This is a genomic window from Microbacterium sp. F01 (assembly GCF_056156365.1).
In genome coordinates, this window is sequence record NZ_CM149592.1 from 1,436,128 (window position 1) to 1,461,267 (window position 25,140).

The 25,140-nt window shown below is 70.4% G+C and carries 22 protein-coding genes; 16 read left to right on the forward strand and 6 right to left on the reverse strand.

What is annotated here, in order from left to right; all coding sequences use genetic code 11:
- Positions 1-5: 5 nt before the first annotated feature.
- Positions 6-722 (reverse strand): NRDE family protein, encoded by a 717-nt coding sequence (locus tag ACVN90_RS06335; protein WP_475101300.1) that lies wholly within the window; start codon positions 720-722, stop codon positions 6-8.
- Positions 723-788: 66 nt separating this feature from the next.
- On the opposite strand from ACVN90_RS06335, the gene coaBC reads away from it, so the two are divergent.
- The 6 genes from coaBC (at position 789) to ACVN90_RS06365 (ending at position 10,447) form a co-directional block, all read left to right on the forward strand.
- A complete protein-coding gene (gene coaBC / locus ACVN90_RS06340) occupies positions 789-2,024 on the forward strand; it encodes a bifunctional phosphopantothenoylcysteine decarboxylase/phosphopantothenate--cysteine ligase CoaBC (RefSeq protein ID WP_475101301.1) in 1,236 nt (411 codons plus the stop codon).
- A 136-nt stretch (positions 2,025-2,160) separates the two neighbouring features.
- A complete protein-coding gene (locus ACVN90_RS06345; protein WP_475101302.1) occupies positions 2,161-3,000 on the forward strand; it encodes a glycerophosphodiester phosphodiesterase in 840 nt (279 codons plus the stop codon).
- A 111-nt stretch (positions 3,001-3,111) separates the two neighbouring features.
- On the forward strand, positions 3,112-3,744 hold the full coding sequence (locus ACVN90_RS06350) for a hypothetical protein (protein WP_475101303.1): 633 nt from the start codon (positions 3,112-3,114) through the stop codon (positions 3,742-3,744).
- Positions 3,745-3,982: 238 nt separating this feature from the next.
- A complete protein-coding gene (locus ACVN90_RS06355; RefSeq protein WP_475101304.1) occupies positions 3,983-6,136 on the forward strand; it encodes a DEAD/DEAH box helicase in 2,154 nt (717 codons plus the stop codon).
- 163 nt (positions 6,137-6,299) lie between these two features.
- Positions 6,300-7,328, forward strand: coding sequence for an ATP-dependent 6-phosphofructokinase (locus ACVN90_RS06360; protein ID WP_475101305.1), 1,029 nt, complete (start codon positions 6,300-6,302; stop codon positions 7,326-7,328).
- Positions 7,329-7,516: 188 nt separating this feature from the next.
- A complete protein-coding gene (locus ACVN90_RS06365) occupies positions 7,517-10,447 on the forward strand; it encodes a helix-turn-helix transcriptional regulator (RefSeq protein ID WP_475101306.1) in 2,931 nt (976 codons plus the stop codon).
- Between the two features lie 107 nt (positions 10,448-10,554).
- On the opposite strand, the gene ACVN90_RS06370 is transcribed toward ACVN90_RS06365, so the two are convergent.
- The gene (locus ACVN90_RS06370) at positions 10,555-12,678 is read right to left on the reverse strand and encodes a S9 family peptidase (protein ID WP_475101307.1); all 2,124 of its coding nucleotides are present in this window, start codon (positions 12,676-12,678) and stop codon (positions 10,555-10,557) included.
- Between the two features lie 155 nt (positions 12,679-12,833).
- Between ACVN90_RS06370 and ACVN90_RS06375 the strand changes: the two genes are divergently transcribed.
- The 5 genes from ACVN90_RS06375 (at position 12,834) to ACVN90_RS06395 (ending at position 17,715) form a co-directional block, all read left to right on the forward strand.
- On the forward strand, positions 12,834-14,138 hold the full coding sequence (locus tag ACVN90_RS06375; RefSeq protein ID WP_475101308.1) for an inorganic phosphate transporter: 1,305 nt from the start codon (positions 12,834-12,836) through the stop codon (positions 14,136-14,138).
- Entirely contained in the window at positions 14,135-14,464 is a 330-nt protein-coding gene (locus ACVN90_RS06380) for a peptidase (protein WP_475101309.1), read from the forward strand. The genes ACVN90_RS06375 and ACVN90_RS06380 overlap by 4 nt, the downstream gene beginning before the upstream one ends.
- Before the next feature lie 55 nt (positions 14,465-14,519).
- Complete coding sequence (locus tag ACVN90_RS06385; protein WP_475101310.1) at positions 14,520-15,431, forward strand: phosphodiesterase; 912 nt, start codon at positions 14,520-14,522, stop codon at positions 15,429-15,431.
- Positions 15,432-15,580: 149 nt separating this feature from the next.
- Complete coding sequence (locus ACVN90_RS06390; protein ID WP_475101311.1) at positions 15,581-17,062, forward strand: aspartate ammonia-lyase; 1,482 nt, start codon at positions 15,581-15,583, stop codon at positions 17,060-17,062.
- Between the two features lie 62 nt (positions 17,063-17,124).
- Positions 17,125-17,715 (forward strand): hypothetical protein, encoded by a 591-nt coding sequence (locus ACVN90_RS06395; protein WP_475101312.1) that lies wholly within the window; start codon positions 17,125-17,127, stop codon positions 17,713-17,715.
- Positions 17,716-17,782: 67 nt separating this feature from the next.
- Here the strand turns inward: ACVN90_RS06395 and ACVN90_RS06400 are convergent, their stop codons facing one another.
- A complete protein-coding gene (locus ACVN90_RS06400) occupies positions 17,783-18,646 on the reverse strand; it encodes a fumarylacetoacetate hydrolase family protein (protein ID WP_475101313.1) in 864 nt (287 codons plus the stop codon).
- Positions 18,647-18,732: 86 nt separating this feature from the next.
- On the opposite strand from ACVN90_RS06400, the gene ACVN90_RS06405 reads away from it, so the two are divergent.
- The 3 genes from ACVN90_RS06405 (at position 18,733) to ACVN90_RS06415 (ending at position 21,263) form a co-directional block, all read left to right on the forward strand.
- Positions 18,733-19,959, forward strand: coding sequence for a PrsW family intramembrane metalloprotease (locus ACVN90_RS06405; RefSeq protein WP_475101314.1), 1,227 nt, complete (start codon positions 18,733-18,735; stop codon positions 19,957-19,959).
- Between the two features lie 196 nt (positions 19,960-20,155).
- Positions 20,156-20,524: an FKBP-type peptidyl-prolyl cis-trans isomerase gene (locus tag ACVN90_RS06410; RefSeq protein ID WP_331912438.1), complete on the forward strand. Its 369-nt coding sequence runs from the start codon at positions 20,156-20,158 to the stop codon at positions 20,522-20,524.
- Positions 20,525-20,699: 175 nt separating this feature from the next.
- A complete protein-coding gene (locus ACVN90_RS06415; RefSeq protein ID WP_387146693.1) occupies positions 20,700-21,263 on the forward strand; it encodes a YceI family protein in 564 nt (187 codons plus the stop codon).
- 71 nt (positions 21,264-21,334) lie between these two features.
- Here the strand turns inward: ACVN90_RS06415 and ACVN90_RS06420 are convergent, their stop codons facing one another.
- Positions 21,335-21,982 (reverse strand): NAD(P)-dependent oxidoreductase, encoded by a 648-nt coding sequence (locus ACVN90_RS06420; RefSeq protein ID WP_475101315.1) that lies wholly within the window; start codon positions 21,980-21,982, stop codon positions 21,335-21,337.
- 98 nt (positions 21,983-22,080) lie between these two features.
- On the opposite strand from ACVN90_RS06420, the gene ACVN90_RS06425 reads away from it, so the two are divergent.
- A complete protein-coding gene (locus ACVN90_RS06425) occupies positions 22,081-23,028 on the forward strand; it encodes an AraC family transcriptional regulator (RefSeq protein WP_475101316.1) in 948 nt (315 codons plus the stop codon).
- Between the two features lie 21 nt (positions 23,029-23,049).
- Here the strand turns inward: ACVN90_RS06425 and ACVN90_RS06430 are convergent, their stop codons facing one another.
- Positions 23,050-23,988, reverse strand: coding sequence for a DMT family transporter (locus tag ACVN90_RS06430; protein ID WP_475101317.1), 939 nt, complete (start codon positions 23,986-23,988; stop codon positions 23,050-23,052).
- Between the two features lie 259 nt (positions 23,989-24,247).
- Between ACVN90_RS06430 and rpsO the strand changes: the two genes are divergently transcribed.
- Positions 24,248-24,517, forward strand: coding sequence for a 30S ribosomal protein S15 (gene rpsO, locus ACVN90_RS06435; RefSeq protein ID WP_005048780.1), 270 nt, complete (start codon positions 24,248-24,250; stop codon positions 24,515-24,517).
- A 101-nt stretch (positions 24,518-24,618) separates the two neighbouring features.
- Here rpsO and ACVN90_RS06440 read toward each other — a convergent pair whose 3' ends face one another.
- Positions 24,619-25,113 carry an SRPBCC family protein gene (locus tag ACVN90_RS06440; RefSeq protein ID WP_475101318.1) on the reverse strand — a complete coding sequence of 165 codons (495 nt, stop codon included), beginning with the start codon at positions 25,111-25,113 and terminating at the stop codon, positions 24,619-24,621.
- Positions 25,114-25,140 lie beyond the last annotated feature (27 nt).

Consider the following 25,140-nt stretch of genomic DNA (forward strand, 5'->3'; position numbering starts at 1 on the left):
GTGGCTCAGCCCAGCTCGAGGCCGCCCCACTGCCCGGGCTCGCGGAGTTCGCCGTAGTGCACATCCACGTCGTGGGGCGACACCGAGGCCACGCACGCCAGGAGCGACAGGGTGGGATAGCCGAGCGGGCGGTTGTCGCGGATGATCGCGCCGTCGTCGGTGGGAGGGAGCTCGGCCGAGCGCTCGAGCACCTCGATCCAGGGCATCCACCATCGTCCGTCGGTCGCAGGCTCCGTCGACTGGAATTCACCCAGCCACCGCACGATACGCGGTGTTGCGCTGTCGTCGACGTCGTCGTGGGCGATCATGTGCGTGCCGGGCTCGAGCTCCGTCGTGCGCAGGGTGATGCCGTCCCACGTGAGCACGCGGGCGTGTGCCCCGTCGACCTCGACGAGGTTGAAGCCGTGCGTCGGCGGCTCGCCGGCGGGGGAGCGGCCCGCGACAGCGTCGAGCACGATGCCGCCGCGCGAGATGAGCTCCGATTCGGGGCGCGTCGACTCGTCGGCACGGTTGAGCAGCACCGCGAGGCGTCCGGCTTCCGGGTCCGCCGCGAGCCAGGCGCCGCCCGCGCGGACGTCGCGCACGCCCACGACGCCGTCGTGTGGCTCGGGCCACCAGCGGCCGAGCGGGTTCCACGGCCGGGCGGGGTCCTCATCGCGGATCGCGAGCACGCGCGTGGGCTCGTCCGCCGATTCGGGGACGCGGATCACGACGGTGCACATGCGGGGCTCCTCGGGTGGTGTCGTCCGGCGGGGCCGGGTGTCGGGCAGTCGTGCCAAGATCGGAGGGTGTTCGTCGTAGTCGGGGTCACCGGTGGCATCGCCGCCTACAAGACGGTTCAGCTCGTGCGCCTGCTGGTCAAAGCGGGCCACGAGGTCCACGTCGTCCCCACGGAGGACGCACTGCGCTTCGTGGGGATGCCGACCTGGGAGGCGATCAGCCGCCACCCCGTGACGACCTCCGTCCACGACGACGTCGCACGCGTGCGTCACGTCGCGCTCGGCCAAGCGGCCGACCTCGTGATCGTGGCGCCCGCGACGGCGAACACCCTGGCGAAGATGACCGCGGGACTCGCGGACGATCTCCTCGGAACGACCCTACTCGCCACCATGGCGCCGGTCGTCGTGGCGCCCGCGATGCACACCGAGATGTGGCGGCACCCGTCGACCGTCCACAACATGGCGGTCCTGCGTCAGCGCGGCGTCATCGTGGTCGGCCCCGAGGAGGGCGAGCTCACCGGCGGCGACAGTGGGCCGGGGCGCATGTCGGAGCCCGAGGCCATCTTCGAGGCCGCACTCGCCGCGGCCGAGGGTGGCGCCGGCGATCTGCACGGCCTGCGGGTCGTCGTGAGCGCCGGGGGGACCCGGGAGCCGATCGACCCGGTGCGCTACATCGGCAACCGCTCGAGCGGGCGGCAGGGCGTCGCCGTCGCGCTCTCGGCGGCGGAGCGCGGAGCCGACGTCGTGCTCGTCGCGGCCCATGTCGACGACGGGGTGCTGGCCGCAGCATCCGCCCGTCCGGGTCTGCGGGTCGTGCGCGCGGGCACCGCGGCAGAGCTCGGCGACGCCGTCGAGGCTGAGGCGGAGACAGCCGACGTGGTGGTGATGGCGGCTGCTGTCGCCGACTATCGGGTTGCGGAGGTGTCGCCGCTCAAGCGCGCCAAGGAATCCGCGCCGGTCGGCGGGATCACCCTCGACCTCATCGAGAACGATGACATCCTCGCGGGGCTCGTCCGGGGTCGGCGCGAGGGGCAGACGATCGTCGGCTTCGCCGCCGAGACGCCCGGCGACGGAGAGACGCTGCTCGACCGCGGGCGCCGCAAGGCGGCTCGCAAAGGTGCCGACCTTCTCGCGGTCAATGAGGTCGGCTGGTCCAAGGGATTCGAGGCTGCCGACAATGCCGTCACGATCATCAGCGCCGACGGCGAGGTCATCGGTGCCCGGCGGGGGAGCAAGGACGACGTCGCGGAAGCCCTCTGGGACGCGGTCCGGATGGTGCGCGAAAGCCAAGCGAAAGCAAAGTAACGAATAAGTAACGGCGCATGTAGAGTGGTCCGAACCACGTCGACGAGGACGTGGGGAACGACCTCGGAGGACATGCCCGATGCCCCAGTCCGCGGCTTCCGATCGAGCTCGCGACCGGATCCACGCTCTGTCCGTCATGTGCGTCCTCGCGATCGCGAGCCTGGTGATCGCCTTCCTCGGGGCCACCCCCGCGCGGGTGAGCTCGCGGGAGCTGATGGGTGACGAGCGAACGCCCGGAGAGGCGGCCTTCATCGCGAGTCACCGCGGGGGAGCGGCGACCGCGCCCGAGAACACGCTGCCCGCGATCACCGCGGCTCTCGCCGCCGGATTCGACTACGTCGAGGTCGACGTCGCGCTCACCGCCGACCGGCACCCGGTGCTCATGCACGACAAGACGGTCGACCGCACCACCGACGGTCACGGACGACTGGCCCTCCTCACGCTGGCCGACGTGAAGACGCTCGACGCCGGCTCGTGGTTCGACCGCTCCTACTCGGGCACCCCCGTTCCCACTTTCGGGGAGTTCCTCGACGCCCTCGTCGCCACCGACGGCCGCGCGATCGTGGAGATGAAGGGCGAATGGGATGCCGCGGCCGTCGACGCGGCCGTCGCCGAGGTTGCCGCGCGCGGCCTCGAGAGGCGTATCGTTTTCGCGAGCTTCGATGCGCGGACGCTCGCGCTCGCCGCTGCCGGGTCGGATGTGCTGTCGCGGCTGCTCATCCTCAAGCAGCTCCCGTCAGACGTCGTGAGCGCGGTCGCCGAGGCCGGAGCACGCGGCGTCGTCGTGAACCGGAAGGCGGTGCTCGCGCGCCCGGGCATCGTCGACGAACTCCACGCCGTCGGTGCCCGCGTCGTCGTCTACACGCTCAACGACGACTCCCAGTGGGACGAGGTGACGGCCCTCGGTGTCGACGGCATCGTCACCGACGACCCGCACACGCTCTCGGAGTGGCAGAGCGCCTACGCCGGGCCGTGATGCCTGTGCTGGTGCGCGCGGCGTGGCCCGCAGCATCCGTCCTCCCGTCTCGTTAGGGTCGAACACGCGCCGCACTTTCGCCTGCCGCGGTGCGCGAGAGGTGGCGTGGGAATGGTCGTGCAGAGCCGGTTGACGCGGATCGTGATCGGGTGCGTCGCGCTCACCGCCCTGGCCGCGGTCGTCACCGGGTGTCGTCCCGAATCCGAGGCGGCGCCGTCGAGCAGCCCCTCGAGCACGGTGAAGGAACAGACGCCGTCTGCCACGCCGGTCGAGACCGAACAGCCCCAGGTCGGCTTCGAGGTGCCGGCCGCGTGCGAGGAGATCTACTCCGCCGCGATGCTCGCGCAGCTCAACTCGGCGAACCCGCCCCTCAACGATCCCGGCGTGACGATGCTGTCGACCGAGAACGCCGACCTGCTCGAGATCATCCACGGCGGAGCGCCGACGCTGCGCTGCTCGTGGGGGCAGCCGAGCGAGTTCGGGCTCGCGACCAACGTGACCGCGATCGATGCCGACCAGGAGAAGGCCGTGCTGGCGGCGCTGCCCGCGGCGGGCTTCGGCTGCGAGGCTCTCGGCGACGGCACCGTGTGCCGCATCGAGCAGAAGGGCGTGACGCTCGACGACGAGGAGTACACGCGCGGCGAGACGCACTACATCGGCGGCGGCGGTCTCGTGACGACCGCGTGGATCAACTTCGCCCCCGAGGGGTACACCGAAGACATCGTGTCGAGTCTCTGGGGCTGAATCCCGCGTTTTCCCGCGTCAGGTTGCCCCGTTCGGGGGCCCGTTCCCCTAGAATGGTGCGCGGGGTAACCGCTGACGATGTCGCAGCTCGCAGAAGCGAGTGCCCGCGACCGCCGGCGGCGAGTCCCTGATCCCGCGTTCGCGACGGCGTTCGCGCCGCCCGCGGGAGCACGCAGAACCATCGGTGTCATCCGATCCCCGCCGGACTCCCTATCCGGCACTCACGCTCAGGAGGAGCATGCCGACCACGGCACCCGCCCAGACGGCGCAGCGTCGCCGCAAGTCCTCGTCCGCGCGTCGCGACGACGAGGCCCCCATCATCCCGATCCTCGCCCGCAAGGTGCGCGAGGTCGAGGCGAAGGCCCAGCGCGGCAAGCTGGGGCCGACGAACCGCGTCAAGTTCCAGGTCATCGCCTTCCTCGTCCGCGAGGAGCGCGCGCGTGTGAAGGGCGACGCGGAGCTGACGGATGCTGCGCGCGCCGAGCTGCTGAAGCGGCTCGACGGCGTCGCCACCATCCTCGCGAAGACCGCCGCGCGCGACACGTCGCTCATCCAGCTGCTCGAGGTCGACCAGGCCACGTCTCCCGTCGCCCGCCGCATGCGCCGCGACTGGCTGCTCGAATCGGGCGCCGAGCTCGCGCCCGACGAGCTCATCATCACCGACGTCGCCCCGGTCGTCGCGACGGTCGTGCCTGCCGCGCTCGCCGAGCGCCAGGTGGTGCCGCCCCAGGTCGAGGCGCGCCGCGACTCCAACCCGTTCCTCGCACCAGACCTCACGATCCGTGCCCCGAAGCAGACGCCGCGCCGTCGCCTCGACAGCTGGGAGCTCATGGGGCCGCTGTACAAGGCGTTCGAGACCGGTGCCGGCGGTGCGAGCGCCTCGATGGACCTTCCGCCCGTGCCGGAGTTCGATCGGCTGTCGCCCAAGGGCCTCGAGGTCATGCCGCACCAGTCGAGGTTCCTCGAGTCCGTGCGCGCCGGTCACCGCACGTTCCTCCTCGCCGACGAGCCGGGCCTCGGCAAGACGGCGGAGTCGGTGCTCGCAGCATCCGTCGCGAACGCGTACCCGCTCCTTGCGGTCGTGCCCAACGTCGTGAAGATGAACTGGGCGCGCGAGGTCGAGCGTTGGACGCCGCAGCGACGCGCGACGGTGATCCACGGCGACGGTGAGGACATCGACGCCTTCGCCGACGTGTTCATCGTCAATTACGAGATCCTCGACCGCCACCTGTCGTGGCTCAGCTCGCTCGGGCTGAAGGGCATGGTCGTCGACGAGGCGCACTTCATCAAGAACCTCACGTCGCAGCGCTCGCAGAACGTGCTGGCGCTCGCCACGCGCATCCGCGAGCAGGTCACCGACCCGCTCCTGCTCGCCCTGACCGGCACGCCGCTGATCAACGACGTCGAGGACTTCGACGCGATCTGGCGCTTCCTCGGCTGGACCACCGGCGAGAAGCCCGGCTCGGTGCTCATGGAGAAGCTCGACGAGACGGGACTGACCCCCGCCGACAAGTCGTTCTATCCCGAGGCGCGCGACGCGGTGATCTCGATGGGGATCGTGCGGCGCAAGAAGAAGGACGTCGCGGCCGACCTGCCCGACAAGCTCATCGCCGACCTCCCTGTGGAGCTCGACGACGAGTTCGGCCGCTCGATCCGCCAGGCCGAGCGCGAACTCGGGGAGCGGCTGGCCTCGAAGTACCGCCGCATCATCGAGGCTCGAGGTGACCGCGGCCACGGTCCCGGCCACATCGACGAGGACATCGTCCGGCTCGTCGCGCACAACGAGCTCGAGGAGTCGAAGGCGGCCGGCACGGGCTCCGAGAACGTGTTCACGATGGTGCGCAAGATCGGCCAGGCCAAGGCCGTGCTCGCCGCCGACTACGCGGTGCAGCTGCAGCGTTCGGTCGGCAAGGTCGTGTTCTTCGCCAAGCACATCGACGTCATGGACACCGCCGAGGCGCACTTCGCCGCCGCGGGGCTCAAGACGGTGTCGCTGCGTGGCGACCAGGCCACCACCGCCCGCCAGCAGGCGATCGACGCGTTCAACAACGACCCCGACGTCGGCATCGCGGTCTGCTCGCTCACCGCGGCGGGCGTCGGCGTCAACATGCAGGCGTCGTCGAACGTCGTGCTCGCCGAGCTGTCGTGGACGGCCGCCGAGCAGACGCAGGCGATCGACCGCGTGCACCGCATCGGCCAGGACGAGCCCGTCACCGCGTGGCGCATCATCGCCGCGCACACGATCGACACCAAGATCGCGGAGCTCATCGATTCGAAGCAGGGCCTCGCCGCCCGCGCTCTCGACGGCGAGGCCGTCGACCCGCAGTCGAGCGACTCCGTGCAGCTGTCGGCGCTCATGCACCTGCTGCGTCAGGCGCTCGGCGCCGCGTAATACGCGATCGAACGAAGGGCGGTGCGGTTCGCACCGCCCTTCGTCGTGTCGTGGAGGCATCCCGGCGGGCGCGTGTGGCAGGCCGGGCGTTCCGGCACTAGTGTCAGGGGAGGCAGCGACGCCGACCCTCTTCACCACCGACCCGACAGCGAGGAACACAGCAATGAAGATCGGCATCCTGACGAGCGGCGGCGACTGCCCCGGGCTCAACGCGGTCATCCGTGGTGTGGTGCTCAAGGGCACGACGAGCTACGACCTCGAGTTCGTCGGCATCCGCGACGGCTGGCGCGGTGTGGTCGACGGCGACTTCTTCCCGCTCACTCGGCACGAGGTGAAGGGTCTGTCGAAGGTCGGTGGCACGATCCTCGGCACCTCGCGCACGAACCCCTACGAGGGCCCGCGCGGCGGCGCTGAGAACATCGCCAAGACGATGTACGGCCACCGCCTCGACGGCATCATCGCGATCGGCGGCGAGGGCACCCTCGCGGCCGCGAACCGCCTCTCGAACGACGGCATCAACGTGCTCGGTGTCCCGAAGACGATCGACAACGACCTGCGCGCCACCGACTACTCTTTCGGCTTCGACACCGCCGTCAACATCGCGACGGACGCGATGGACCGCCTCCGCACCACCGGCGACTCGCACCAGCGGTGCATGGTCGCCGAGGTGATGGGCCGCCACGTCGGCTGGATCGCCCTGCACGCCGGCATGGCCGCGGGCGCCCACGCGATCTGCATCCCCGAGGTGCCGATGTCGATCGACGAGATCACCGCGCTCGTCTCGAAGGCGCACGACCGCGGCCGCGCGCCGCTCGTCGTCGTGTCGGAGGGCTTCACCCTCACCGGCATGGACGAGGCCTACAGCGACAAGGGCCTCGACGCGTTCAACCGCCCGCGCCTCGGCGGCATCAGCGAGATCCTCGCGCCCGAGATCGAGCGCATCACGGGCATCGAGACCCGCGCGACCGTGCTCGGCCACATCCAGCGCGGCGGCTCGCCGTCGGGCTTCGACCGCGTGCTCGCGACGCGCCTCGGCCTGCATGCCGCCGACGCGGTCGTCGACGGCGCCTGGGGTCAGATGGTCGCGATGCGCGGCACCGACATCGTGCGCGTCCCCTTCGCCGACGCCCTCGGCGAGCTCAACACCGTTCCGCTCTACCGCTACGAAGAGGCGGCCGCGCTCTTCGGCTGAGTTCGCGGCCGCGCCCGGTCTGGACGCCGAATCTCGTCGAACCAGGGGAATCCCGCCGAGGCCGGGGGCATGGTCCCTGGTTTCGGCGGGGATGCTGTGCCTCGGCGCGTGGGACGACGGATGCTGCGCCCGAGGCAATCGTCCGCAAACCCCTGACGCGGGGCGGGCACGCGTGCCACGATGGCGTCGTGGCTGGGGTGGCCGTGAGTCCCGTGCTGATCGGACGCCAGGAGGAGTTCGAGGCGCTCCGCGGTGCGCTGGAGGACGGACGAGCGGGCGTCCCGCGCGCAGTGGTGATCCGCGGCGAGGCGGGGATCGGCAAGACGCGGCTCGTCGAGGAGGCGTTTCGGGCGCTTGGCGCAGACGCGTCACCTGACGACCCTCCGCTCGTGAAGGCAGTCGCCCAATGCGTCGAGACAGGCGATGTCGCCACGCCCTTCCACGCGCTCCGCGGGCTCGTCCGCGACCTTCGGGCCGGGGTCGGCGACGACCTGCTCGATATCGTGTCGACCTCACCCGGAGCACGGCGCACCCTCGGAGTGCTGGTCCCGGAGCTCGCGGAATCGCGGGCGGCATGGTCGCCCGAGTCGGTCGAGCCCTCGTCGGACATCGTGCCGGACACCATCGAGATGCTCGTCGAGCGCCTGAGCGAGAGTTTCCACATCGTGCTCGTCGTGGAGGACCTTCACTGGGCGGACGCCCTCACCGCGACCTTCGCCGCGACGCTCGCCGCCACGCTGCGTGGCCGTCACCTCACCCTGGTGCTGACGTATCGCGCCGACGAGATGGTCGAGCGGACCTCGCTCTCCGGTGTCGTCGCGCTCGAGGGTCGTCGGGGCATCGCGCACCTCGAGCCTGCTCGGCTGTCCGCGGACGAGGTCAGCGGCCAGATCGAAGCGATCGCACCCGGCAGGTTCACGCGGTCCGAGACCGACGTCATCGCCACCCGCAGCGGGGGAGTGCCCTTCCTCGTCGAGGAACTCGTCTCCCTGAGCGGGAACGAGCTGCCCGGAGCTCTGCGGGATCTGCTGCTCCTGCGATATCGAGGTGCGCCGACCGAGGTCCGGCACTTGGTCGAGCTCTTGTCGGCAGGCCGCAGCGATGTCGACCACGACACGTTCGTGCGCGTCGCGGGGCTGCCACCCGGGGCTCTCGACGCCGATGTGCACGACGCGATCGCGCGCGGCATCGTCACCGCGTCCGCGACGGGATACGGATTCCGCCACGCGCTGCTCCGCGAGGCGGTGTACACGCAGATGCTCCCCGGTGCGCGCCGCCAGGCCCATCGGGCCTTTGCGGACGCGCTCGAGGCCCGACACGGTGCCTCGTTCTCGACCCTTGCCGATGTCGCGGATCATCGCGCGCTGGCGGGCGACGTCGTCGGCGCCTTCGACGCGGCGATCCGATGCCTGTCGCAGCCGGGGACCGAGCTGGACCCAGCGACGACGGCCGTGCTCTGGCGCCGCGTGGCCGACTCGTGGGACGAGGTGCCGGACGCGCAGGGGCGGGCCGGTGGCGTCTCCCGCATGGAGGTGCTGCGGCGCGCGGGTGAGGCGCTCTGGCACGCCGGCGACTACGAAGAGGCGCGGACTATCGTCATGGCTGCGCTCGCGCTACCGGGACCGAGTGATCCCATCGAGCGCGCCGCCGCGCTGTGGTGGCTGGTGGTGTGCGAAGGATGGATCACGAACCGGGCCGACGAAGTCGCACTCGCCGAGGCCGAAGGGCTCCTCACCGGCCGCGAGGAGCCGGTCGCCCGGGCGCTGCTCGCACGCGTCAGGAGCCTGCTCGGTCGGCACGACATCGACGCCCTGCAGGCGGCGGTGGCGATCGCTCGCGACGCGGACGATTCGGCGACGCTCGCGATCTGCCTGACGAACCTGGCCGGGCGGTTCGCGTTCGAAGGCGAGCTGGATCTCGCGGCAGCGGCGGGGCGCGACGCGCTCGCTGCGGCGGACGGTGAGGCCGAGCGACACCGCGCCCGGCTGGCGATCGCCGACGTCGCCTTCTTCGAAGGGCGCTACGAGGAGGCGCTCCAGCTCTTCGCCGTGATGCTCCAAGAGGCACTCGACGCCGGACGGGAACGCGGCCACGGCGCGATCGCGATGCTGCTGATGGGGCAGGTCCTCCTGCCGCTCGGCCGCGTCGACGAGAGCGCGGCGCAGGCGCGCCGTGCCCTGCAGCTCGTGGCGGTGCCACTCGACCGCTCGACGGCGCTGCGAATCCTCACGGAGGGCGACGTGTGGGGCGACCGATTGGATGCCTACGCCGAAAAGCGTCGCCTCACCCGCGACGAGATGCCGGAGGTCTTCGACGTGCCGGACGAGGACGCCGGATGGCGGCGGCTCGACCTCCTCGAGCGGCTCGTCCGGATCTCGGACGAACACGACGTGCGCCGCAAGCTCGAGCTGGTCGCGGGCGCTCTCGAACTCGAGACGGTCCTGCGCTCCTCCGAAACGCAGTCGTGGGTGCGCTCCTGGGGCCTTCCGCTGCGAGCCTGGCTGGTCGCGGAGGCCCATGGAGTACAGGGCATGGACCCCGCCATCGACCGCGGCGTCGTCGGCGTGCGTGAAGAGGCCGAGGCGGTCGCCTCCGAGCTCGCGGATCGCGGCTCGCTCACTCCGCTCGTCGCCTGGGTGGCGGCGGAGCTCGCAACGGATGCCGCGCCCCCGGCCCTCGTGGCCGCGTGGAGGGCAGCGCTCGCCGAGGCGCGCGACGGCAACGGCAACGGCCTCCCCGTCCAGTTCGCGCACCGCGCGAGGCTTCGACTCGCCGAGACGCTGGTCGCGTCCGGCGACCGAGCGGGAGCGGAGGCCACCCTTGCGGAGCTCCGGGATCAGGCTCCGGCAACGGGTGACGCACTCCTCGCGCGATGGGGCGAGGAGCTCGCGGCCCGCGCCGGGCTTGCGGGCGACCCTGGCACGAGGGTCGGGTCCCTCACGGAACGCGAGTCACAGGTTCTCGAGCTGGTCGCCCGCGGCCTGAGCAATGCGCAGATCGGCCGGGAGCTGTTCATCAGCCCGAAGACCGCGTCGGTCCACGTGTCGTCGATCATCGCCAAGCTGGGCGTGGCCAACCGCACGGAGGCCGCCGCGTTCGCCCGCGACGCCCGTCCCTGACCTGACCGGGCACGCCGGTCGCGTCGAACCCGAGAGGTGCGGCCGAGACCGAGGGTGTCGTCCCCGGTCTCGGCCGAAATCCGCTGTCTCGACGTCGTCGCGCCGGCTCAGGCGTCGGCGACGCCGAGTACGTCCAGGAGCCACGCCAGCTCGAACGCGCGCTCCCGCCAGGCGTTGTAGCGGCCCGAGACACCGCCGTGGCCGGCGACCATCTCGCATTTGAGCAGTGCATCGGCGCCGACCTCGCGCAGGCGCGCGACCCACTTCGCGGGCTCGACGTACAGCACGCGGGTGTCGTTGAGCGACGTGACGGCGAGGATGCGCGGGTACGCGGCATCCGTCCTCACGTTCTCGTAGGGCGAGTACGACTTCATGTAGGAGTAGACGTCGGCGTTGTGAAGCGGGTCACCCCACTCGTCCCACTCGATCACCGTGAGCGGCAGCGACGGATCGAGGATGGTCGTCAGCGCGTCGACGAACGGCACGTCCGCGAGGACGCCGGCGAAGAGCTCCGGCGCGATGTTGGCGACCGCGCCCATCAGCAGGCCGCCGGCAGAACCGCCCTCGGCGACGAGCTGCGAGGCCGTCGTGTAGCCGTTGTCGATGAGGTGCAATGCGCTGTCGACGAAGTCGGTGAACGTATTGCGCTTGTTGAGGAGCTTGCCGTCCTCGTACCACTGGCGGCCCATCTCGCCACCGCCGCGCACGTGCGCGACCGCGAAGACGACCCCGCGGTCGAGCTCGGACAGGCGGGGCACCGAGAAGCCGGGCTCGATCGAGTGCTCGTACGAGCCGTACCCGTAGAGGTGCACGGGGCGCGGTGCGACGCCGGCGTCTCCGAACGAGCGCTTGTAGACGAGCGAGATCGGGATCTGCGTGCCGTCCTGTGCAGTCGCCCACACCCGCTCCTGCGCGTACTCGGATGGCTCGTACCCGCCGAGCACCGGCTGGCGCTTGCGCAGGTACAGCTCGCGCGTCGCGATGTCGAGGTCGTAGACCGTGCCCGGAGTGACGAACGATCCGTAGCCGAGCCGCAGCAGGGGAGGCGCCCATTCTGGGTTGCCGCCCGTGCCCACCGAGTAGAGCGGCTCGTCGAACGAGATCTCGTCGACGGCGCCCGTCGCGTAGTCGAGCATGCCGAGGCGGGCGAGACCGCCGCGGCGGTAGCCCACGACACCCCAGTCGCGGAAGGTCGAGACTCCCAGCAGGCGCTCGCCCGGACGATGCGGGATGACGACGGAGCGGTCGCCGGAGGGATCGGATGCTGCGACCCGCACCAGCTCGAAGTCCAGGGCTCCGTCGTTGTGGAGGATGAAGAGCACATCCTCGCCGTCGACGACGGCGTGCTCGGAGTCGTACTCGACTCCCTCGGTGCGCGGCCAGACCACGCGCGGCTCGCCGCGGAGGTCGTCAGCATCCAGCAGCCATTCTTCGGACGTGATCGACGAGCCGAGTCCGATCACGAGGAAGCGGTCGCTGCGCGTGAAGCCGGCGCCGACCCAGTACTTCTCGTCGGGCTCGTGGAAGAGCTTCGCGTCTTCGGCGACCGCGGTGCCGAGCTCGTGCAGCCAGACGGTGTCGGGCCGCCACGCGTCGTCTACCGTCGTGTAGACGATGAAGCGGCCGTCGGGGGAGAAGGTCGCGCCGGCGAACGTGCCGGGGATCTCGTCGGGGAGCTGCTCGCCGGTCACGAGGTTGCGCACGCGCACGGTGTAGCGCTCGTCGCCCGCGACGTCGACGCCGTACAGCATGAGCGTGCCGTCGTTCGACACCTCGAAGCTGCCGAGCGAGAAGAACTCGTGTCCCTCGGCCTCGACGTTGCCGTCGAGGAGGATCTGCTCGCCCGCGACCTCGACGTCGGGAGAGAGCTCCGGCGGCGTCCAGTCGTCGGCGGACGCGAGCGGGGCGCGACACTGGATGCCGTACTGCTTGCCCTCGAGCGTGCGGCCGTAGTACCACCAGTCGCCGCGGCGGGTCGGCACCGAGAGGTCGGTCTCGAGCGTGCGGCCCTTGATCTCGCCGAAGATGCGCTCCCGCAGACCCTCGAGGTGCGCGGTGCGCTGCTGCGTGTACGCGTTCTCGGCCTCGAGGTGCGCGATGACGGCGGCGTCCTCCTTCTCGCGGAACCACTCGTAGCGATCTTCGACGTCGTCGCCGTGATGCGAACGGACAGTCGGACGGATGCCGGCGACAGGGGCGGACGGGGCAGGTGCGGAGTCGCTGAGAGTCACCGTTCCACGCTAGTCGCCTCCGAGTTGACCGTCAGGATCGCCGATGTAGGATTCTTTCTGGCCGGTTGCCGGTTCCTGAATTCTTGGTGAACTGTTCGTTCGTCGCGCCGATCCCGTCGGCACACCCCTCCACATCTCCTCACCGAAAGCGAACGGTGGAAACCGCAACCCTCATCATCGTTCTGGTGATCGCGCTGGCGCTGTTCTTCGATTTCACGAACGGCTTCCACGACACGGCGAACGCGATGGCGACGCCCATCGCGACCGGCGCGCTCAAGCCCAAGACCGCAGTCCTTCTCGCCGCCGTCCTGAATCTCGTCGGCGCGTTCCTGTCGACGGAGGTCGCCCAGACGATCTCGGGCGGCATCATCAACGAGGATCAGATCTCGGCGAACATCTTCCCCGAGATCATCCTCGCCGGCCTCATCGGCGCCATCACGTGGAACATGCTCACGTGGCTCCTGGGGCTTCCCTCGTCGTCGTCCCACGCTCTGTTCGGCGGGCTCATCGGTGCGACGATCGTCGGCGTCGGGGTCACCGCGGTGAACTTCGGCGTCGTGATGTCGAAGGTGATCCTGCCGGCGTTCATCGCGCCGGTCACGGCCGGCGTCATCGCGTTCACCGCCACGAAGCTCGCCTATGTGCTGACCCGGCGCTATGACAGCAAGCCCGACGGGCGCGACGGGTTCCGGTTCGGCCAGATCTTCACGTCGTCGCTGGTGGCGCTGGCCCACGGCACGAACGACGCGCAGAAGACGATGGGCATCATCACGCTCCTTCTCATCACCGCGGGTCTGCAGTCGGCCTCGAACCCCGAGCCGCAGACCTGGGTGGTGTTCGCCTGTGCGATCACGATCGCGCTCGGCACTTACATGGGCGGCTGGCGCATCATCCGCACGCTCGGCAAGGGCCTCACCGAGGTGAAGCCGGCGCAGGGCTTCGCCGCCGAGGCGTCCACGGCATCGACCATCCTCGCCTCCAGCGCCCTCGGCTTCGCGCTGTCGACCACCCAGGTCGCGTCGGGCTCGGTCATCGGCTCCGGCCTCGGCCGCCGCGGCTCCCAGGTGCGCTGGCGCACGGCGGGGCGGATCATGGTCGGCTGGATCCTCACGCTGCCTGCTGCCGGCGCCGTCGGCGCTGTCGCCGCGCTCATCGTGGTGTGGCTCCCGGTGTGGGGTGTCATCATCGACGCGGTCCTCGCCGTCGTCATCATCCTCTTCCTCTTCATGCGCTCGCGCCGCGACGAGGTCACCGCGTCCAACGCGATGAGCGAGGTCGCCGACTCCGGTCGCGCCGTGAAGGTCAAGCGCAACCCGCCGCCCACGCGGCGCCAGCGCGCCCTCGCGCGCGAGGAGGCGCGCCGCGTGGCGGCGGCCCAGGCGGCCGCCAAGAAGGCGGCCAAGGCCGCCAAGGCGGTCGACCGATCCGAGAACCGACCGAAGGACGGAGGCCCGCGATGACGATCAACTGGCTCGCCTTCGTTCAGGTGTTCATCGCGGCGTTCACGTCGGCGGTCGTGGTCGTCGGGTTCTACGCGCTCGGCCTGCGACTGCTCGTGCGCGCCGGACGCGCCCCCGTCGTCGCCCCGGCGGAGTTCACCGACGCCATCACCGTCATCTCCGAGAAGGAGGCGCGCCGCGCCGAGAAGGCCGCCGCGAAGGCGGCCAAGCGCAGCCCGCTGACCGAGGGACAGAAGCGGTTCGCCCTCGTCGGCGCCTACGCGTGCTTCGCGGTCTGCGCCGCGGCAGTGCTCGGCGGACTGCTCCTCATCGTCTTCAACCACTGAGATCGAAGCCCCGCCGCGGTGACCGCTGTCCGAGCGACGGCCTAGGCTGAGGCCCATGGCCACCGCCGCACCCGTCCAGTTCGGTCAGTACCCTCCTGCGCGGCGCACACTGCTCCACGTGAGCGACACGCACCTGCTCGCGGGCAACGCGCCGCTCGGCGGCCGTTTCGACACCGCGGCGAACCTGACCCGAGCTCTCGAAGCGGCGGAGGCCACCGGCATCCGTCCCGATGCGATCGTCTTCACGGGCGACCTGACGGATCTCGGCGAGCCGGAGGCCTACGCGGCGCTGCGCGCGACGGTTGAGCCGGTCGCGGAGCGGCTCGGTGCCCCGGTGGTGTGGCTCGCCGGCAACCACGACGAGCGCCCTGCCCTGCGCCGCGACCTCCTCGGACTCGAACCGACCGAGGAACCCGTCACCGGGGTGTGGGATCTCGGCGGGCTGCGACTGATCGGCCTCGACTCCACAGTCCCCGGCTGGCATCACGGCGACCTCGACCACGGGCAGCTCGAGTGGCTGCGATACGAGCTCGCGACGCCGGCGCCGCTCGGCACGATCCTGGCGCTGCACCATCCGCCGCTGCCGTCGCATGTGCCGCTGTTCGACATCCTGGAGCTCCGTGACCAAGGGCGGCTCGCCGACGTGATCGCCGGCACCGACGTGCGCGCGATCCTCGCGGGGCACCTTCACTACTCGACGAGCGGCACGTTCGCGGGCGTCCCGGTGAGCGTGGCCGCGGCGACCTGCTACACGATGAACCTCGCGCGCCCCGCAGTGGACGTCAACGGCATGGACGCCGGCCAGTCGTTCCACCTCGTGCATGTGTACGACGACACCATCACCCACGCCGTGGTACCCGTGGTCGAGGCAGCCACCGGCGACGTCTTCTCCGCGGAATGGGTCGAGCGGATGTCGCGGCTCACGCCCGAGGAGCGGCTCGAGGCGTTCTCGCGCAAGCGTCGCTGACGGCGTTCTCGTCACTGCCCGGCGACCGCCGCGGTGTACGTGGAGCCGCGGTCGGGTGTACGCCGTGTACACCCCGGTCGGCAAGCGCCGCGGGTAGGCTCGAAGCAACCCCGCACACCGCTGTGAACGACCCACGAGGACTGCAACACATGGCTCTGGACGCAATGACGCGAACCCGCATCGAGACCGACTCCCTGGGATCCCTGGAGATCCCCGCCGACGCGTATTGGGGCATCCACACCGCCCGCGCGCTGGAGAACTTCCCGATCTCGAAGAGGCCGATCTCGGTCTACCCCGACCTGGTGCGGGCCCTCGCGATGGTGAAGCAGGCCTCGGCTCGCGCGAACCGTGAGATCGGGGTGCTCGACCCCGCCAAGGCCGACCTCATCGATCGTGCCGCCCAGCTCGTCATCGACGGCGACTTCCACGACCAGTTCGTCGTCGGCGTCATCCAGGGCGGCGCCGGCACGTCGACCAACATGAACGCGAACGAGGTCATCACCAACATCGCGCTCGAGCTCGCCGGACGCCCCAAGGGCGATTACGCCTTCCTGTCGCCGATCGACGACACCAACCGGAGCCAGTCGACGAACGACGTCTACCCGACCGCGATCAAGGTCGGCCTCGGTCTCGATCTGAAGACGCTGCTCGAAGAGCTCGATCTGCTGCGCCGCGCGTTCCTCGCGAAGGCCGTCGAGTTCCACGATGTGCTGAAGGTCGGCCGCACGCAGCTGCAGGACGCTGTGCCGATGACGCTCGGTCAGGAGTTCCACGGCTTCGCGACCACGCTCGGCTACGACCACCAGCGCCTCACCGAGAACGCGTACCTCCTGTACGAGGTCAACATGGGCGCCACCGCAATCGGCACCGGCATCACGACCCACCCGGCGTACGCGCCCGCCGTGCTGCGCCACCTGCGCGAGATCTCGGGCCTCGATCTCGACACCGCCTCCGACCTGGTCGAGGCGACCAGCGACACCGGATCGTTCATGTCGTTCTCGGCGTCGCTCAAGCGCAACGCGATCAAGCTGTCGAAGATCTGCAACGACCTGCGGCTGCTGTCGTCGGGCCCGCAGGCCGGGTTCGGCGAGATCAACCTGCCGGCCCGTCAGGCCGGGTCGAGCATCATGCCCGGCAAGGTGAACCCGGTCATCCCCGAGGTGGTCAACCAGGTGGCGTTCTCCATCGCCGGTGCCGACCTCACTGTGACGATGGCGGTCGAGGGTGGGCAGCTGCAGCTCAATGCCTTCGAGCCCGTGATCGCGCACTCGATCTTCCAGTCGATCACGTGGCTCCGCCAGGCGATGTACACCCTGCGCGTCAACTGCGTCGACGGCATCACCGCGAACCGCGAGCGGCTCGGCGCCATGGTCGGCTCGTCGGTCGGCGTGATCACCGCCCTCACGCCGTTCATCGGCTATGCGGCCGCCGCGGCGCTCGCGAAGACCGCCCTGCTCACCGGGCGCGGCGTCGCCGACCTCGTGGTCGAGGCCGGCCTCATGTCGCGCGACGAGGTCACCAAGCAGCTCTCACCCGCGCGCCTGTCGGGCCTCGAGACCATCACCGCCGCGATCCCGATCGTGGCAGCGCCCGAGCAGATCGTCGAGGAGGCTCCGGCGGACACGCGCTGAACCGGTTGCCGCGGGCGGCTCCCGATCGATAACGTCAGGGAGACTCGAACGAAAGGCGAGAAATGACCGATCCGCAGAACCCGGCCGCACCCGAGCCGCCGCAGCAGCCCGCGTCGCAGCCGACTGCGCCTCAGCCGCCCGCCGACGCGCCGGTCCCGCCGGCGGCCGCACCCGCGGCACCCGCCCCCGCGGCACCCGCGCCGGAGTCTCCCACGCCGGGGATCGCCGCCCCCGCGCCGGATTACGCCGCTCCGGCGGCACCGGCCGCTCAGCCGGAGTACGCGGCCGCGCCGCCGGCGTACCCCGCGGGCGCGCCCGCCTACAGCGCCGCACCGCCCGCGGCGTACGGTGCGCCGGCCGACGCGCCGGTCCCGGGCAAGACGCTCGGCATCGTCGCGTTCATCCTGTCGTTCTTCGTGCAGCTCGTCGCACTGATCCTCGGCATCGTCGCGCTCGTACAGAGCCGCAAGGCCGGCGTCAAGAACGGCTTCGCCCTCGCCGCGATCATCATCTCGGCGGTCTTGATCGTCGTCGGCATCATCGTGACGATCATCATCCTGACCGTGGTGTTCGGCGGCCTCGCGGCGGCGTGCGCCGAGCTCGGCCCGGGCGTGTGGGAGCTCCAGGGCGGCGGCACCATCACCTGCAACTGACGCAGGCATCGACATCGAAGGGCGGGTCCGCGGCGCGGGCCCGCCCTTCGCATCGTGGGGTGCGATCTCAGTCGAGGATGCGGCAGTGCGTCGTGAGCGCGCCGATGCCGTCGATCCCGACGGTGACCGTGGAGCGGTCCCGCAGGAACACCTGGGGATCCCGTGAGTAGCCGGCGCCGCCGGGGCTGCCTGTCGAGATCAGCGTTCCCGGAAGCAGGGTCGCCGACTTCGAGAGATGCGAGATGAGGGTCGCGACCGGCCGCACCATCTGGCCGGTGGTCGCGTCCTGCAGCGTGGTGCCGTCGAGCACCGTCCAGATGTGGAGGTCCTGTGGGTCGGGCACCTCGTCGGCGGTGACCACGAACGGACCCGTGGGCGTGAAACCGTCGAAGGACTTGCAGCGCGACCACTGCGCCTCGGAATACTGGATGTCGCGCGCGGTGATGTCGTTCACCACGGTGTAGCCCCAGACGTGGTCGAGGGCGTCTTCGGGGGCGACGTCCTTCGCGGGGCTGCCGATGATGACGCCGAGCTCCGCCTCGTAGTCGACCGACTCGCTGAGCGACCGCGGCCAGATCGTGGTGTGGTCGTGCCCGGCGAGTGAGTTCGGCCACAGCACGAACACGGTCGGCGTCGAGTCCGTCTTCAGTCCCAGCTCGCTGGAGTGCGCCGCGTAGTTGAGCCCGATCGCGAGGATGACCGGCGGTGCGAGGACGGCGGACGCGAACCCCATTCCGTCGAGCGGATGCCGCGTCCCTCCGCCTGCGGCATCGCGCACGCGTGCGAGCAGTTCGTCGCCGCCGGCGATGAGCTGGTCGAGCACGCGGGGCGCTCCGTCGAACAGCTCCTCGACGATCGCCATCTCGTCGCCCTCGACGAGTGCGAGCCTCGGCTCGCCCGATCCCGGTGGCACGACATGGGCGAAGCGCATGTCCCCAACCTAGCCGCCGGGCTGCGCAGGCGGGTGGTCCACAGCCCGTATGACGGGTGAGCGTTCTGCACCCATAGGCTGTGCGCATGACGCTCGACCCCGGTGCCTCCCGTCCCCGGCCCTCGCTCACGCCGCCCGAGTTCGCCTCGGCGCTCGCGCAGCCGCGCGTCGCCGCTCCCGCGGCGATCACGCCGCCGGCGACCTCGCCCGCACCCGTGCAGATCCCGACCGCCGCTGTATCGCGCCGAGGCCGCAGCGCATCGATCTGGCTCATCGGCGTCCTCGTGCTCGTGCTGATCGTGCTCGTGGCGTACTTCCTCAATGCGCTCGGTCCGGCGGCGTCCCTCATCGGGATGGTGCTCGCGGTGGTGCCGCTCGTCGGTGTGCTGTTGGCGTTGCGGATCGTCGATCGCTGGGAACCCGAGCCCCGCGGGCTGCTCATCCTCGCCATCGCGTGGGGCGCGATCGCCGCCGTCGCCATCGCGCTCGGCGTCGACGTCCTGCTCACGATGGTGTTCGGTCCGGCGACCGGGGCTCGCGAGGTGCTGCAGCCCGTCGTCCAGGCCCCGGTCGTCGAGGAGTTCGCCAAGGGGCTCGGCGTCTTCCTCATCTTCGCAACCGCCCGGCGCGCTTTCGACGGCCCGGTCGACGGCATCGTCTACGGCGCCCTGGTAGGCGCCGGCTTCGCGTTCACCGAGAACATCCAGTACTTCGCCGTGAGCTTCATCGAGGGCGGCGCGGCCGAGACGACCACGACATTCTTCCTGCGCGGCATCCTGTCGCCGTTCGCGCACGTCATGTTCACGAGCGTCACCGGCTTCGCGCTGGGGCTCGCCGCGCGGCGCGGCATGTCGGCGGGGCAGGCTATCGGACCCGGCCTCGTCGGGCTCGCGGGCGCCATCGCGCTGCACGCCTTCTGGAACGGGTCCGCCATGTTCGGCGACTTCTTCTTCCTCTACCTGACGCTCCAGGTGCCGCTGTTCATCGGGTTCATCCTGGGCATTGTGGCGCTCCGGCGGGAGGAGTCGCGCCTCACCCGGCGCCGGCTCGGCGAATACGCCGCGGCGGGATGGTTCACCCCGCAGGAGGTCGACATGCTCGCGACAGCCGCCGGGCGCAAGGCCGCGCTCGCGTGGGCGCGGACGCTGCGAGGAGATCGCACGCCCCTCATGAAGACCTTCATCACGGATGCCACGGCCCTGGCAGCGACCCGTCAGCGGGCGATCTCGGGCCGCGACCCCCAGGCTGCGGCGGAGGAGCGGGATCTGCTCGCGAAGACCGCGTCGACCCGTGCGGCGATGTTCGCGCCGTAGCGCGGCGGCGTCGCTACCACCCGCAGACAAAGACTCAGCGCTCGGTGCCGCGGCGATGCCTGCGTGTCAACCGAGCGCTGAGTTGGTCTGCCCCCAGCATGCCTGCGGGCGCGCGCGGGTGTCAAGAGAATGCCGGCGGTTCCCCTGACGGCGAACTCGCTCGGCGCGCGGTGGCTCCGGATGGTTGGATGGACGCATGACTGACGACCGCACCAAGCCCGAGATCGACGCACCCGCCGGGCCGGCCCCGGCCGACCTCGTCGTCCGCGACATCGTCGTGGGCGAGGGCGCCGAGGCGAAGCCCGGCGACACCGTGACCGTCCACTACGTGGGTGTCGAATACGAAACGGGCGAGGAGTTCGACTCGTCGTGGAACCGCGGTGAGAGCATCCAGTTCCCGCTCCGCGGCCTCATCCAGGGCTGGCAGGACGGCATCCCGGGCATGAAGGAGGGCGGTCGCCGCGAGCTGGTCATCCCGCCGCACCTCGCCTACGGTCCGGCCGGCGGCCACTTCCTCGGCGGCAAGACGCTGATCTTCATCATCGACCTCATCAAGGTCGGCTGATCCACACCTCGATCGTCCGGAGGGGACGGGTGCCGCGGCATCCGTCCCCTCCGCCGTCTTCCGGAGTTCGCAGGTAATTTGCATTCACGGGAATAGAACTTCTGCAAGGCTGTGTTGCACCCCGTATGCCCGTTCCCCTCGGGCGCCCCACACGGACCTGACACGAAGGACGACCATGACCGACTCCACCACGATCGACGTTCCCGGCTACAAGGCGGGCACCTGGGTGCTCGACCCCGCGCACAGCGAGGTCACCTTCAGCGTGCGCCACATGATGATCTCGAAGGTGCGCGGCACCTTCGGCATGAAGAGCGCGACCCTCGTCGCCCCCGAGAACCCGCTCGACGCGAAGGTCGAGGCATCGGTCGACGTCACCTCCGTCGACACCAAGGACGAGGGGCGCGACAACCACCTGCGCTCCGCCGACTTCTTCGATGTCGAGAACCACCCGACGATGGAGTTCGTCTCGACCGGCGCCCACGTGAAGGACGGCGAGTTCTTCGTCGACGGCGACCTCACCATCCGCGGCATCACCAAGCCCGTGTCCTTCGAGTTCGAGTTCGGCGGCTTCGGCACCGACCCGTGGGGCAACTACAAGGCGGGCGCGACGGCCAAGACCGTCGTCAACCGCGAGGACTTCGGCCTCACCTGGAACGCCGCGCTCGAGACCGGCGGCGTGCTGGTCGGCAAGGACGTCACCATCACGCTCGACCTGCAGGGCGCGCTCCAGCAGGACTGACACGCAGCAATGCGAAGGAGAGCGGATGCCTCGACCCCGAGGCATCCGCTCTCCTTCTTCGTCTGCGCGACTCAGCCCGATACCGACACGGTTCGGCGCACGCTGCCGGCATTCTCGACGAGGTCGGCGTGGACGTGGGCGACGCCGCGGCGCGCGACCTTGTTGCGGCGGATCGTGCCGTCGATCGACGTGAAGTGCTCGGCCGAGTCGCCATCGGTCAGGTACACCGGCTGCACGATGGTCCAATCGAGTTCGGAGCCGCGCAGCACACCCTCCTGAATCTCGGAATCGATGATCTGCGGGCGGATGAGCAGAGCGAACAGGATGCGGTCGGTGAGGCGCAGGAGCGAGCGCGTGTCGCCGACGCCGTATGACGACTGCACCACGAGCCGGTGGACGCCGGCCCGCCGCGCGGCCGCCACGATCTCGGCGGTGCCCTTAGACCGGACGTCGTCGCGCGTGCCCTGCGCACCCCGCAGCCGGACGCGCAGCGGCGGCTCCGAGATGCCCAGCGTGACGACGATCGCGTCGTGGCCCGGGATCGCGGCATCGAGGACGGCTGCCCGGGTGGCGTCGCCGTCGACGCGCTCGAGGCCGGTGCGGGCGGGGAGCGAGGAGGCGTGGCGCGCGAGCGCCGTGACACGGTGCCCTCGCTCGAGGAGGGCGTCGCAGACGGCGCGGCCGGATCCGCCGGTGGCGCCGATGACGAGGATGTTCATGAGGGTCTCCCTTCGGTGGTGTTCTCACCCTCGCAGTCCGCGCCCGGATGATCTATCGTCAGGAGTACGCATTTCTTGATCGATCGTCCGGAGCTTACATGAGCGTCGCGATGCCGTGGGACAGCGAGGACGCCCTCACGGCGGCCCTCTACCGAGTGCGCATGCGCGGCGCGTTCTACTCGTGGACCGAGGCGTCCACTGAGTGCGCCGTCGAGATGCCGCAGTTCCCCGACACCCTGAGCTTCCACATCGTCGCGCACGGGACGGCATACCTCGAGGTCGACGGTGCCGAGTCCGTGCGACTCGACGCCGGCGAGCTGGCCCTGGTGCCGCGGGGGATCGGGCACCGCGTCGCGACGACGCCCGGTGCCGAAGTCGTCGGCCGTGCCGACCTCTTGCCCCAGGCGATGCTCGGCGATGCGTTCTCGGTGCTCCGCATCGGCCCGGAGCTCGCCGAGCCGCCGCTGGCGCTCCTGTGCGGCGTCGTCGCGTTCGACTCGCCGGCCGTCGACGACATGCTCGCCGTGCTTCCACCGATCGTCACCGTGGACTCCGCGCGGCATCCCGTGATGGCGGCGCTGCTTCCGCTGCTGGCGCGAGAGCTGCGCGAGCCGAAGCCGGGCGGGGACGCCGTCGCGACGCGGCTCGCGGACGTCCTCGTCGTCGAGACGGTCCGGGCCTGGCTGGCCGATGCCGAGGCCGACTCGAACGGGTGGCTCGCGGCGCTGCGCGACCCGCAGCTGGGCGCAGCCCTCGCAGCCGTGCACCGTGATCCGGGGCATCCGTGGACGCTCGACGCGCTGGCTCGCCGCGCGACGATGTCGCGCTCGGTGTTCGCGGCGCGGTTCGCCTCCGTGGTGGGCATGCCGCCGATGGCGTATGTGTCGGCCGCGCGGATGCGCGGGGCGCGCGCGATGCTCGCCGAGGGGAGGAGCGTGGCGGCCGTCGCCGCCGCGCACGGCTATGGATCGGAAGCCGCCTTCAGCCGTGCGTTCACGCGCGTGACGGGGGAGACTCCCGGTCGGGTACGCCGCAGCGCGGCGTGACGCGCGCGGTCGCCAGGAGTGTCAGGTGCGCGCGCGTCGGCGCAGCCGGTCCTGCGCGAGGAGGATGCCGAGGAAGACGACGAGCGCGCCGATCGGCTCGTTCCACGTCACCGTCTCGCCGAGGATCACGATGCCGAGGATCACGCCCACGATCGGGGTGATGTAGGTCACGGTCGAGGCGCGGGTCGGCCCCCACGCGCGCACGGTGTTCTGGTTCCACACGTACGCGATGCCGGTGCCGAGGCAGCCGAGCAGCAGCAGGCTGACGACGATCGGGACGTCGAGGCGCACCGGAGTCAGCACGAGGAACGGCGTCAGCAGTGCCATGACGACGCCCGCCATCGCGATGTACCCGAAGGTGAACGCCAGCGCCGACATGCCTGTGTTCGAGACGAAGCGCCGCATGTAAGCGAAGCTGAAGCCGTAGCTCGCGGTCGCGCCGAGGATGGCGAGCTCGGCGGTGAGGCTGCCGTCCAGGGCGATGCCCTGCCACGGCGCGATGATCACGACGACGCCGAGGATGCCGACGCCGATCCCCACGACCTGCAGGGCCTTGAGCCGCTCGACCCGGAAGACGAGCCACGCCATGATCGCCGTCATGATCGGGGTGGTGGCGTTGAAGATGCTGGCGACGCCCGAGCTGACGTGCTGCTGCGCCCAGGAGAACAGCAGGAACGGGATGACGCAGAAGGTGAGGCCGAGCACGGTCAGGTGCGCCCACACCTTGAGGCTGCGGGTCAGGTGCTCGCGCCGCAGGAGCACGAGGGCGCCGAGCGTGAGGGCGCCGAGGAGGATGCGGGTCCACGCGACCTGCGCGGGGGAGATGCCGGTGAGAGACACCTTCATGAAGAGGAAGCTCGACCCCCACACGATCCCGGCGAGCACGAACTGCACCGTGATCCAGCGCGGGGAGGGCAGGGCCTCCGCTCGCACGGCCGGGGGTGTTCGAGTCGCGGTCACGGGGGCCACGGTACGCCCGCCCGCCGACGCCGGAGCCCGCGAGGGGATGCGACGTCCGAAATCCGCCGATGTGCGGCGGTCAGGCTACGGCACGGGGCCGCTCAGGGAACGGGGGGGTGCACGCGGCGAACGACGGCGCGTTCGCCGCGGCATCCGTTCGCTGGTAGACTCTTCAGGTTGCCGTTGGATCGGCCGCGGAGAAAGAGAGCTCGCACATCGGGTGTCGGGCACCGCGCAACAAGCAGAGAGGGGATCACCTATGGCACTGGAAGCAGACGTCAAGAAGGCGATCATCGAAGAGTACGCGACGCACCCCGGTGACACCGGATCCCCCGAGGTGCAGGTCGCGATGCTGACGCAGCGCATCAAGGACCTCACCGAGCACCTCAAGGAGCACAAGCACGACCACCACTCGCGTCGTGGTCTGTTCCTGCTCGTCGGTCAGCGCCGCCGCCTGCTGGGTTACCTGCAGGACATCGACATCAACCGTTACCGCTCGCTCATCGAGCGCCTCGGTCTCCGTCGATAAGGCATCGACCAGCGTTCAATCGCGCAAAACATTCTTGGAAGGCCTCCCCACGGTGTGGGGAGGCCTTCACCTTTGCCGGAAATGGATGCCTCGGCCCGCGGTCAGCCGCCGGACTCGACGAGCGTCGCCATCTTTTCGAGGCACTGCTCGAGGCCGCCCGTCGACATGTCGCGGGCTTCGGCGGTGAGGTAGCCGGACTCGGTCATGTCGATGCGGGTGCGCTCGTCGCCGAGGGCGGTGAGCACGACCTCGTGATGGCCCTGCTCGGGCACGCCGGGCGGAATGCCGGCTTCCTCAGGCGTGATCACGCGTCCCTCCGCGTCGCAGAAGCGGAAGACGTAGCGCAGCAGCGTGGGGGAGCGAACCTCGGTGATGTCCCAGCGGCTGTGCTGCTCGAACCCGCCCCATTCGTCAGGCGCCTGCATCGTCACGACGATGGCGCCGCCGGGACGCACGTCGGCCTCCGCGCGCGGACAGGTGAACCCGTGGGGTCCCCACCATCGACGCAGGTCTTCCGGTGTCGTCCACGCCCGCCATACGCGGTCGATCGGCGCGTCGAACTCCCGCGAGAGCTCGACATCGAACGTCTCTGCCACGCAGACGATTCTGCGGGCGGTTCGGCG

Bases quoted from the DNA above. Each gene is read 5' to 3' on its own strand.
- ACVN90_RS06335 (WP_475101300.1), bottom strand. From the start codon at position 722: ATGTGCACCGTCGTGATCCGCGTCCCCGAATCGGCGGACGAGCCCACG.
- ACVN90_RS06345 (WP_475101302.1), top strand. From the start codon at position 2,161: ATGTGCGTCCTCGCGATCGCGAGCCTGGTGATCGCCTTCCTCGGGGCC.
- ACVN90_RS06350 (WP_475101303.1), top strand. From the start codon at position 3,112: ATGGTCGTGCAGAGCCGGTTGACGCGGATCGTGATCGGGTGCGTCGCG.
- ACVN90_RS06355 (WP_475101304.1), top strand. From the start codon at position 3,983: ATGCCGACCACGGCACCCGCCCAGACGGCGCAGCGTCGCCGCAAGTCC.
- ACVN90_RS06360 (WP_475101305.1), top strand. From the start codon at position 6,300: ATGAAGATCGGCATCCTGACGAGCGGCGGCGACTGCCCCGGGCTCAAC.
- ACVN90_RS06380 (WP_475101309.1), top strand. From the start codon at position 14,135: ATGACGATCAACTGGCTCGCCTTCGTTCAGGTGTTCATCGCGGCGTTC.
- ACVN90_RS06385 (WP_475101310.1), top strand. From the start codon at position 14,520: ATGGCCACCGCCGCACCCGTCCAGTTCGGTCAGTACCCTCCTGCGCGG.
- ACVN90_RS06390 (WP_475101311.1), top strand. From the start codon at position 15,581: ATGGCTCTGGACGCAATGACGCGAACCCGCATCGAGACCGACTCCCTG.
- ACVN90_RS06395 (WP_475101312.1), top strand. From the start codon at position 17,125: ATGACCGATCCGCAGAACCCGGCCGCACCCGAGCCGCCGCAGCAGCCC.
- ACVN90_RS06400 (WP_475101313.1), bottom strand. From the start codon at position 18,646: ATGCGCTTCGCCCATGTCGTGCCACCGGGATCGGGCGAGCCGAGGCTC.
- ACVN90_RS06405 (WP_475101314.1), top strand. From the start codon at position 18,733: ATGACGCTCGACCCCGGTGCCTCCCGTCCCCGGCCCTCGCTCACGCCG.
- ACVN90_RS06410 (WP_331912438.1), top strand. From the start codon at position 20,156: ATGACTGACGACCGCACCAAGCCCGAGATCGACGCACCCGCCGGGCCG.
- ACVN90_RS06415 (WP_387146693.1), top strand. From the start codon at position 20,700: ATGACCGACTCCACCACGATCGACGTTCCCGGCTACAAGGCGGGCACC.
- ACVN90_RS06420 (WP_475101315.1), bottom strand. From the start codon at position 21,982: ATGAACATCCTCGTCATCGGCGCCACCGGCGGATCCGGCCGCGCCGTC.
- ACVN90_RS06425 (WP_475101316.1), top strand. From the start codon at position 22,081: ATGAGCGTCGCGATGCCGTGGGACAGCGAGGACGCCCTCACGGCGGCC.
- rpsO (WP_005048780.1), top strand. From the start codon at position 24,248: ATGGCACTGGAAGCAGACGTCAAGAAGGCGATCATCGAAGAGTACGCG.